This window comes from Bacillus sp. JJ1609 (assembly GCF_036967045.1).
Classification (GTDB): Bacteria; Bacillota; Bacilli; order Bacillales; family Cytobacillaceae; genus Mesobacillus.
Genome location: NZ_JBALSS010000008.1, coordinates 234,120 through 243,684, shown reverse-complemented (window position 1 = coordinate 243,684; position 9,565 = coordinate 234,120). Strand labels below are relative to the sequence as shown.

The following is a 9,565-nucleotide window of genomic DNA, read 5'->3' as shown; positions in this document are numbered from 1 at the left end:
CCGCGGAAAGCGAAGCGCCTGGAACGGAAATCAACAGACATGTTTTACTTTCCAACCAATTGAAAAACTGTAGACAAGCTCGCTTTTATCGTGTTTGTCTACAGTCTGAGAACCCGCTTAATGCGCGTTCAAATATTAATGCGGTAAAAATGCGAGCTGGTAGAAGAACAGCACTGCGAAGATATAAAGCAAAGGATGAACCTCGCGCCATCTTCCTTTTACTACTTTTAGCAAAGGATAAGAGATGAATCCAAGGGCAATTCCCGTTGCGATACTGGAAGTCAGCGGCATGCTCAAAATAATCAGGAACGCTGGGAAAGCTTCATCTAGCTCGTTCCAATTAATCTTTGAGATGCTGCCCATCATTAAGCTGCCGACAATGATCAAAGCTGGAGCAGTAATGGCAGCCAAACCGGACACTGCGCCGACAAGAGGGCCAAAGAATGCTGCCACAATGAATAGAACTGCTACAGTCAATGAAGTCAGTCCTGTACGTCCGCCCGCAGCTACACCTGATGAAGATTCAATGTAAGCAGTTGTTGGGCTTGTACCGAACATGGCACCTACAGCTGTAGCGATAGAGTCGGATAGCAAGGCTTCTCTTGCTCTTGGCATAGAATCGCCCTTCATCAGACCAGCCTGGTGGGCAACTCCGATCATCGTTCCCGTTGTATCAAAAATCGTGACAAGGATGAAAGAAAAGACAACTGCGTATAAGCTGTTGTGGACAACATCCATTAAGGCAGTCCAAGGGTTCAGCACAATCATGCCTTCAGGAAGCGAAGGGAGAGACATGAAACCCTGTTCGAAATTCAATTGACCTGTAAAGTAGGCGATAATTCCGGTAATCACCATTCCAAAGAATAACGCACCATTGATATTCAGCATCAAAAGCACAAGTGTAATCGCAAGACCCGCCAAAGCGAGCAATGCAGATGGTGAGTGTAGATCACCAAGAGCAACCAGGTTTGTTGGATGATCCGCAACAATCCCAGTTAGGCGAAGACCAATAAAAGCGATGAAAAGACCAATTCCGGCAGTGATGCCGTGCTTTAAATTAACAGGGATTGCTTCAATTAATTTTTCCCTGAAAGATGTGAGGGAAAGGATAACAAATAGTAAACCCGCGATAAAAACGGCAGCAAAAGCTGTTTCATACGTAATGTTTTGATGATTGCCAACGACAGAATAGGCAAAGTAAGCGTTCAGTCCCATTCCGGGTGCAATGGCAATCGGATAATTAGCAAACAAAGCCATCCATAGAGTACCGATAACAGCAGCAATAATTGTTGCTGTAAAAACCTGATCAAAAGGGACACCGGCATCAGCCAGGATGATTGGATTAACTACAACGATATATACCATCGTGAAAAATGTGGTAATACCCGCCATCATTTCTGTTTTAACATTCGTGTTGTTCTCTTTCAATTTAAACATTAAAGTTCCTCCAAAAATACGAACGATTTTAAACACAAATAATATAATATTCGTTTTTAACTGAGTTTACAAGAGATAATTTTTAAAAGAAGCTGCCAATCGTTTAATTATAGAAAATAAAAAGGATGTTATTAAAAGATTGTTGTTTTGAAATGATTTTTATAACAAATCCTTTACTAGAACGGAAGGTACGAGACTCCTGCGGGATCAGCGGGACAGGTGAGACCCCACAGGCGCTTTTAGCGACGAGGAGGCTCACCGCCTGCCCCGCGGAAAGCGAGAATCCTGGAGTGGAAGTCAACCCTAATCTATAGCAACATTGGTTACGAAAACAGCCAATAAAAAAAGACTCAAAAGAGCCTTTACTCAATAGTATTACCCAACTAATAGAAAAACATTGTTATACGGACTTCTCATTTTCTTTCATAAAAAAATCTTTAGACAGCCATAATCCTGCTAAATACATTGCCAGTGCAAGATAGGCAGGGAGCAGGTGGATAAAATCAATATACCTAATATACAAATGCGTAAGGATACCCGTAGTGAATGCCGGAATGCCGCCAAAAAGAAATGTTCTCCACATCCAGGATGCCCCTTCATGAAATCCCCATAGCGCCAGCATTAACACCAATAAGCCAACACTTAAAAGCGCGCTGCCAAAACCGGCACGATCATGGGCAATGACAGGTATAAGTTTATCATTTAGCTCATTCATTTGCTCCGGTGTCATGCAAATATATTTTAGATCTGTATCCACAAAGACATTAGTTGCTCCGATTGACGATATGACAGCCCCCCCGATGACAAAAGAAAATCCGAGCATGACAAACAGCAGCTGTCCTAATACTGCTTTTTTCCAAAGAGCATGGTTAGTGCGGTTTTTTGAAGTTGGTGGTTGATGGGCTAGACTGGTTTTCCTGTATCCGACAATGTAAAGCGGGAGGAGAATGAGCCAGAACAAGCCATGTAGCCAATCGAAATATCCAAAACCGATGAAAAGCAAGATTCCAAGGAATCCAATGATGGCCGCAATATTGAAAGCCCTTCTTGTCCAGTGAATTCCATACCGAATACCATGCCTCGCCAGCTGCATATAAATGAATCCTCCAGAAATCATTGTTCCAGCGAGAGTCATGCGGTCGTGAGACATGAATTTGTAGAGATTAGGATTCAATGCCATTAATTCAAGCCTGCTCATTTGCATGAACGCTTCATCATAAAAAAGGACCACCTTCGTTAAACTGAAAAATAACGCAATCGTACCGCCAAGGAGTATGAATAATCCAAAAAGCCAAAACCAAATCCATCCGGGAAATTCCTCATTTGCTTTCTGTCTGGTATCGAGCAAGGCTTCATGGATTCTTTTAGGCAGACCCGGCCCTGTGGAGACATAGCCTCCTGACAGAAAGATTAGCTCTGCCCCTCCTGTTAAAAGCGCACGGCCGTCAGCCGGCTCTAAAATCCCGCCGGAGGTGATCAACGGGAGATCGATCTCTTTTTTTAGCAGTCGGAGAGCATCGAGCATGCCATCTATCTGTTTTAAAGGAATCTTTCTTGCCCCATCTTTTAAATAATCAACCTCATCAATCACTATTCCGCTTGCCAAAGAGCTTAACGCCTTAATCTTAGGCAAACTTTCAGCCGTCTGACTATGCTTAATGGCAAAAAGAACAGGTTTGTTTCTTAAAATTCGTTTTAAACAAGTTAATTCTTGAATGCTTTTAATTAGATCCAATCCAATAATAAATATATCTCCTGAATCAGCCAATTCTTCACTAGCAGCTTCCGGTTCGCCAAGCCTGATTAAAAGTGGATTTTGTTGCCTACGCAGCGTTTTTAATCTACTGATGGTTGCCACTAACCCGATCGACTCTGTTTTTTCGGGTAAAATAAGGGCCGAATCTTTTTTGGAAAGGAATGTTGCTGCATCAGGTACGGATGGCAAGGATGTTACCGGTCCGACTTCAATGAACCCAAAGCCGAGATGAGGAAATGCTTGGATTCCAGAAAGCTGGGGATCTATTATTCCACTCAGTCCAACCGGGCTTTGGAATTCAAGACCGAACAGGTTCTTTGTTAATTTTTCTGACGGAGCCATATGGCCGAGAAATTCTATAAAATGGGTCCCGCCAGGAATATTGGCAATCATGGACATCCCTTTATGAATGAATTCACGGCCTGAATTACCAGGCAAACGCGTCAGCCAGGGCTTAAACATTGGATGATAAGACCAATCAGGCATAATTTCCACCCCTTTTGTTTGCCAAATCCATTTATAAAAATGAATGAAGGTCATCTTCTATTTTAACGTAATCAGTTCCATTTCGTTAAGGATATTATCAGAAGGGGAAAAGAAGAATTTTTATCTTAGTGCCATGTTAAAACTCATTGTGGATAAAGTATTTTGTTGATTACAGCGGAAATCAACAAGCAAGATGATATAGATATACTCAAAAGAAGAAGACTGTTGCAGTTACTTGAATAAAAAGAAATACTTCAAGAAAAAATAGAGGGGAAAATGATTGTGGAGGTATGGAAAATATGGATGCAAAGCGAGTAAAACAAATCCTATCATCATCTGCTGAAATTGATGTTGTTTACAATGGAGCTTCGGTTTGGATTGACCAGCTGAACGAAGATGGCAGGACTGCTACTGTTCATCTGCGAGGACCTATGGAGGAAAGATCAACTGTGGAAATTACAGAGCTTCAGGAAAGGTGAAAATTCATCAATACTGCCGCCGGGATGCAAATTTGTGTACGGCGGTTTTTTTATATGGCACAATATTTATTATACCTATAGAGGTTTATCATCTGTTTTTTAGAGGTACTTTTTTAAATGAAAGGAGAGATGAGCATGTTCCATTATACAGTTGAAGTGGATAAGTCGTTGAATGAGGCGGTTTCAGCACTCGAAGCCAGCCTAAAAAACGAAAAGTTTGGTGTTCTATGGTCTTTAAATATGAAAGAAACACTTGCTGGCAAGGGTGTAGAACTTGATGGGGATTACATGATCCTGGAGGTCTGCAATCCACATGAGGCGAAGCGGGTTCTTGAGAAAAGCCCGCTTGTGAGCTACTTCCTGCCATGTAAAATTGTTGTATACAAGGAGAATGGATCAACAAAGGTTGGCCTTCCAAAGCCTACTGAATTGATTAAACTCGTTGAAGATGAAGAGCTGCAGGCGATTGCTGCGGACATTGAGAAAAGATTGATTGGTGCAATTGACAGCATACAATAAAGCATTAAAAAGCCCAGGGAATTGATCCTTGGGCTTTTGATATGTTAAAAAATGGCGTTTAAGATAAAGTAAGAAATGGCCGCAACAGTTGCAGAAATTGGCAGCGTAATAACCCAGGTAATGATCATGCGCTGGGCAGTTGTCCATTTAACACCCTTGACTCTGTGTGCAGTACCTACCCCAAGGATTCCTGAAGAAATTACGTGGGTTGTACTTACTGGCAAGTGGATAAATGTAGCTCCGAAAATAACCATGGCTCCTGTTATATCTGCTGCTACTCCATTAACAGGACGGATTTTCATGATGTTTCCGCCAACCGTTTTAATGATTTTCCAGCCGCCGACTGAGGTGCCAAGACCCATAGCGATCGCACATGACAATTGAACCCAGAAGGGAATGTCATCTGTCGAATGAAAACCATTTGCAATCAGTGCCATGGTGATGATTCCCATCGCTTTCTGAGCATCATTCGTTCCATGTGTGAACGATTGTAATGCTGCTGTCACGATCTGGAAATATCGGAAGTTCCTATTTGTTTTTGCTAAGTTATTATTCTTAAAAACTACTTTGAAAATGCTGTAAACTATATAACCTATTACAAAGGCAAGAAGTGGTGAAAATATCAGTGCCTGGAGGATTTTCAAAAATCCTGTGTAGTTTAGGGCATCAAGTCCAGCTGCAGCAATAGCCGCACCAGCAATTGAACCAATGATGGCATGTGACGAGCTGCTTGGGATACCATAATACCATGTTAAAAGATTCCAGAATATAGCCGCGATTAACGCTGCAAGGATTACGAGTGAACCATTTTGTAAAGTGAATGGATCCACAATGTCTTTAGTAATGGTTTTTGCTACTCCCGTAAAAGTCATTGCACCAACAAAGTTCATAATGGCAGCCATAAGGATTGCATGGCGAGGCTTCAAAGCCTTGGTGGACACTGATGTGGCAATGGCATTAGCGGTATCATGAAAACCGTTGATAAAGTCAAATGCCAGGGCAAAGATGACAATTAATGCTGTTATGATAAATACTACATCCATTTTTCAGGCTCCTTACGCGTTTTTCATGACAATGCTCTCAAGGGTGTTTGCAACATCCTGGCAGCTGTCTGCGATTTCTTCAAGACCTTCGTAAATTTCTTTGAACTGAATAATTCGGATTGGGTCTTTTTCAACTGAAAATAGATGCTTAATTGATTGGCGGAGTACACCATCACATTTAGATTCAAGATCCTTAATTCGGATTGCATGTTCTCTGATCTGCTTTAATTTTTTTGTTGTCAGCAGCTGTACTGCTTGTTCGATTTCGAAAGAAGCACTCTTGATCGCTGCAACGAACTGCAGCATGAAGTCATCTGCTTTGGTAATTGAGTACATATCGAATAAGTTAGCGCAGTGCTCCATTCCATCAAGAACATCATCCATGCTCATTGAAAGGGCTAGAATATCTTCTCTTTCAATAGGTGTGATAAAGGCGTTGTTCAATTCCATGATAACTTCATGCATCATGTTGTCACCTTTTGTTTCCATATCCTTCATTTTTTCAGTGAAAATCTTTAAATCGCTTGCATTGTTAAGTTTGAAATCAGCAAAATATTCACTGCTTTCCTTTAAATTCACTGAAATGTCCGTAAGCAAGCCTGCGAATTTGTCTTTTTTTCTGAAAACCATAGTGTAACCCCCACATTTATCCAAATAAAATATTTTAGAGCGAAATTAATTTTATCCGATAGCTGTCGAAATATGAAGATGTTTGATGAAAAATTTACAAAATCTTAATATTAGCTATGTTTATATTTTTACAATTTACGACCAGTTAATAATTCTTACCTTTTTTGAAGGGATTGTAAACGAATTGATGCGGTTAAGCCCATTTAAAAAAAATAGGCTTAACCGCTGTTTAGGACAAAATTTTGCCGGGAAATGACCTAATATCAGCAATGCTTCAAAAGAAAACTTCGGCCCAAAAGCCGTTAATATAGATCAGCGGCTGTGTGGTTGGGCAGCCGCTTTTAATTGTCTTCGATTGCCTCCAAGGATAAAATAAGATGGAAGGAGGGATATCATGGCTACGATTTTTGATAAAGTGGTTTTACATAATGGAGTGGAAATTCCAGCTTTCGGTCTAGGAGTTTATAAAGTAGAAGAGGGCAGCCAGATTGATGAAACGATCCAGAATGCGTTAGATTTAGGGTATCGTCTCATTGATACAGCCTCGTTTTACATGAATGAGGAGGGTGTTGGAAGGGCAATTCGCAACAGCAGTATACCAAGAGAAGAATTGTTTATTACTACAAAGGTATGGAACTCTGACCAGGGTTACGAGTCAACTTTGAAGGCTTTTGAGACAAGCATGGAAAAGCTCGGACTAGATTATCTGGACCTCTATCTTGTTCATTGGCCAGTGAAAGGCCAATATATTGAGACATGGCGTGCGTTGGAGAAATTATATAGAGAAGGCAGGGTCAAAGCAATCGGGGTTAGTAATTTTAAGATACACCATCTCGAAGACTTGCTTATGCATAGCGAAGAGAAGCCAGTAGTCAATCAGGTCGAACTGCATCCATTGTTTTCACAGGAAAATCTGCGTGAATTTTGCCAGCTGCACGAAATAAAGGTTGAGGCATGGTCTCCGCTTTCAAGAGGAAGGTTCCTGGATGAGCCAGCTCTAAAAAAAATAGCTGATAGCCATAATAAATCATCTGCACAAGTAATATTAAGATGGCATCTCCAAAATCAAATCATTGCTATTCCCAAATCGGTCACACCATCAAGGCTAAAAGAAAATGCTGATATCTTTGAATTTGAATTAACTCAAGCAGAGATGGAAATGATTGACGCCCTAAATCAAAATCAGCGTTTTGGGGCAGATCCTGATAATATAGATTTTTAAAACACAAAATGAGAATCAATTTTTTATATACAACTATTATGCACTGTGATGCAATCATTGCTGCTCCTAGATATACTGATCCAGCAATATTAGCTGCGGACGGAAATCCATATAGTACATCGGTAACTGTTGCTCAGGATGAAAAAATGGCTGAAGAGGTTGAAACTGCCGTATAGCATTAGTCTCCAGGCACAATTCATATGGCTGGATGGGTTAAATAAAATATTTAATCTTTTTCGGGCTGAAGTTTAATCAGCCCGTTTTTTATTTTTAAATTTGGACACATTAAAAATAAGAGTTGAAACTGCTGCATGGACAAAATGCTTTACGGAGCAAATTTTATACCTTCAGGTTTTAACTTCTGTTATAGGTGGTAATGTAGGTGTACAAGCAGCAGCAACAAGGATGGACGGCAGTTCATTCCTAGAATCACTGCTTGGAAGGCTGCAGAAAAAAACTTGGTTTAAGAACATCGGTAAAGAGGTAAGTTAAGATTAGAGCAAGCTGAAATGCTCCCGGGAAGCAAACAATTTCAGTGCAGCCTAATTTTAATAATCACTGCAGTTGAACTCTTTGAAAAGGGTGTAAAACCCCTTAGCACTTCTACTACTTGATAACATTACATCTACAATTTTAAGGAGGAAAAACAAATGATGAGTTTTCTTTGGGCATTAATTATTGGTGGTATTATTGGATGGTTAGCAGGATTAATCCTTGGAAGAGATATTCCAGGTGGAGTAATTGGTAACATTATCGCAGGTTTTGTTGGTGCTTGGATTGGACAAGCAATCCTAGGAGATTGGGGTCCGGTAGTTGCTGACTTTGCAATTGTCCCAGCACTGATTGGTGCTATTGCATTAGTATTCATTGTCAGCCTTGTAATGCGCAGCATGCGTAAAGCTGACCGTCATTAATAAAAAAAATCCTTCCGAGTGATCGGAAGGATTTTTTTTTATGGGCGCAAGTACTTTGAAATCAAAAACGGAGCCGGAAACATTTTCCGGCTCCGTTTTTTTAGATATCGTAAGGATTTATATTAAAGAAAATTGGCGGCTGGTCGATAAAAGGTGCATGGCATATGATTTTTTCCTGTGTAAACGGATGGATTAATTCGAGTTTGACTGCATGCAATGCCTGTCGATTAAATTCTGTGCTGCCTTCATATAGGGAATCTCCAGCAAGCGGATGGCCGAGATGACTGAAATGCACACGGATTTGATGTGTCCTGCCAGTATCGAGTGAACATTGCAAAAGAGTCAAATCCTTTTGTTTGAATCGCTCTAAAACTTTAAAATGTGTGATGGCTTTTTGGCCAGTTTCTGACACTCTTCTTCTATTTGGATGGTGACGGTCACGGCCGATCGGCTGATCGATTATTCCTTTATTTTGTCGGATGATTCCGTCTGCAAGGGCAAGATAGGTTCTTTTGATATGACGATCTTCAAGCATTTTATCAAATATTGCACCAATTAAAGCATTTTTGGCAAATAGAACCGCTCCAGTCGTATCACGATCCAGCCTGTGCACATGACGAGGCCGGCCAGGTTCGCCATTTGCCTGCATATGAAAAGCTGCTGCATTGGCAAGTGTCCCTGTCTGTTCTGGTTCATTTGGATGGGTATCCATTCCAGCGGGCTTATTGAAGACAATCAAATGGTCATCTTCAAAAATAATCTCAACATTATGGTAGTCCGGCACCACAGTCATCTCTTCTTCAACAAAGAGGTTTAGCTGCAAACGCTCCCCTTTAATTAAAGGGAGAGTCCAATCAGGGCTTTTGCCATTGATGCGAACCTTTTTTTCCATACGATAGGTATGGACTATTTTCTTGGGAGCTTGCCAAAAATCTTTGAAAAGAGATTCGAGAGTATACTTTTCCCACTCAGCTGGAAGGATGATTTCAAACCAATCACCTTTTTTGTTTGATTGAATCATATAATTCTCCTGACATGTATATTTATTATTTAGGCTATCTTAAACAAGGCTGTTGATT

General features: G+C 40.7%; 11 protein-coding genes. 6 read left to right on the top strand and 5 right to left on the bottom strand.

The features are described 5' to 3' along the window. Positions 1-135: 135 nt before the first annotated feature. Together V7654_RS09950 and V7654_RS09945 are read right to left on the bottom strand one after the other, a co-directional pair. Entirely contained in the window at positions 136-1,437 is a 1,302-nt protein-coding gene (locus V7654_RS09950) for an NCS2 family permease (protein WP_335430184.1), read from the bottom strand. A gap of 400 nt (positions 1,438-1,837) precedes the next feature. After that, entirely contained in the window at positions 1,838-3,679 is a 1,842-nt protein-coding gene (locus tag V7654_RS09945; RefSeq protein ID WP_335430183.1) for a dihydroorotate dehydrogenase, read from the bottom strand. A 299-nt stretch (positions 3,680-3,978) separates the two neighbouring features. Here V7654_RS09945 and V7654_RS09940 point away from each other — a divergent pair, with 299 nt between their 5' ends. Next, positions 3,979-4,158, top strand: a complete 180-nt coding sequence (locus V7654_RS09940; protein ID WP_335430182.1) for an H-type small acid-soluble spore protein — start codon at positions 3,979-3,981, stop codon at positions 4,156-4,158. 135 nt (positions 4,159-4,293) lie between these two features. Then, on the top strand, positions 4,294-4,677 hold the full coding sequence (locus V7654_RS09935; protein WP_335430181.1) for a DUF302 domain-containing protein: 384 nt from the start codon (positions 4,294-4,296) through the stop codon (positions 4,675-4,677). 44 nt (positions 4,678-4,721) lie between these two features. Here the strand turns inward: V7654_RS09935 and V7654_RS09930 are convergent, their stop codons facing one another. Together V7654_RS09930 and V7654_RS09925 are read right to left on the bottom strand one after the other, a co-directional pair. Continuing rightward, positions 4,722-5,720, bottom strand: coding sequence for an inorganic phosphate transporter (locus V7654_RS09930; protein ID WP_335430180.1), 999 nt, complete (start codon positions 5,718-5,720; stop codon positions 4,722-4,724). Between the two features lie 12 nt (positions 5,721-5,732). Beyond that, positions 5,733-6,350 carry a DUF47 domain-containing protein gene (locus V7654_RS09925; RefSeq protein WP_335430179.1) on the bottom strand — a complete coding sequence of 206 codons (618 nt, stop codon included), beginning with the start codon at positions 6,348-6,350 and terminating at the stop codon, positions 5,733-5,735. Between the two features lie 394 nt (positions 6,351-6,744). Between V7654_RS09925 and V7654_RS09920 the strand changes: the two genes are divergently transcribed. The 4 genes from V7654_RS09920 (at position 6,745) to V7654_RS09905 (ending at position 8,486) form a co-directional block, all read left to right on the top strand. Further along, positions 6,745-7,572, top strand: a complete 828-nt coding sequence (locus V7654_RS09920; RefSeq protein WP_335430178.1) for an aldo/keto reductase — start codon at positions 6,745-6,747, stop codon at positions 7,570-7,572. Between the two features lie 8 nt (positions 7,573-7,580). Then, positions 7,581-7,748: a hypothetical protein gene (locus V7654_RS09915; protein WP_335430177.1), complete on the top strand. Its 168-nt coding sequence runs from the start codon at positions 7,581-7,583 to the stop codon at positions 7,746-7,748. Between the two features lie 100 nt (positions 7,749-7,848). Next, a complete protein-coding gene (locus tag V7654_RS09910; RefSeq protein ID WP_335430176.1) occupies positions 7,849-8,064 on the top strand; it encodes a hypothetical protein in 216 nt (71 codons plus the stop codon). A 161-nt stretch (positions 8,065-8,225) separates the two neighbouring features. Continuing rightward, positions 8,226-8,486, top strand: a complete 261-nt coding sequence (locus V7654_RS09905) for a GlsB/YeaQ/YmgE family stress response membrane protein (RefSeq protein ID WP_335430234.1) — start codon at positions 8,226-8,228, stop codon at positions 8,484-8,486. A gap of 100 nt (positions 8,487-8,586) precedes the next feature. Here the strand turns inward: V7654_RS09905 and V7654_RS09900 are convergent, their stop codons facing one another. Beyond that, a complete protein-coding gene (locus V7654_RS09900; RefSeq protein WP_335430175.1) occupies positions 8,587-9,507 on the bottom strand; it encodes an RluA family pseudouridine synthase in 921 nt (306 codons plus the stop codon). Positions 9,508-9,565 lie beyond the last annotated feature (58 nt).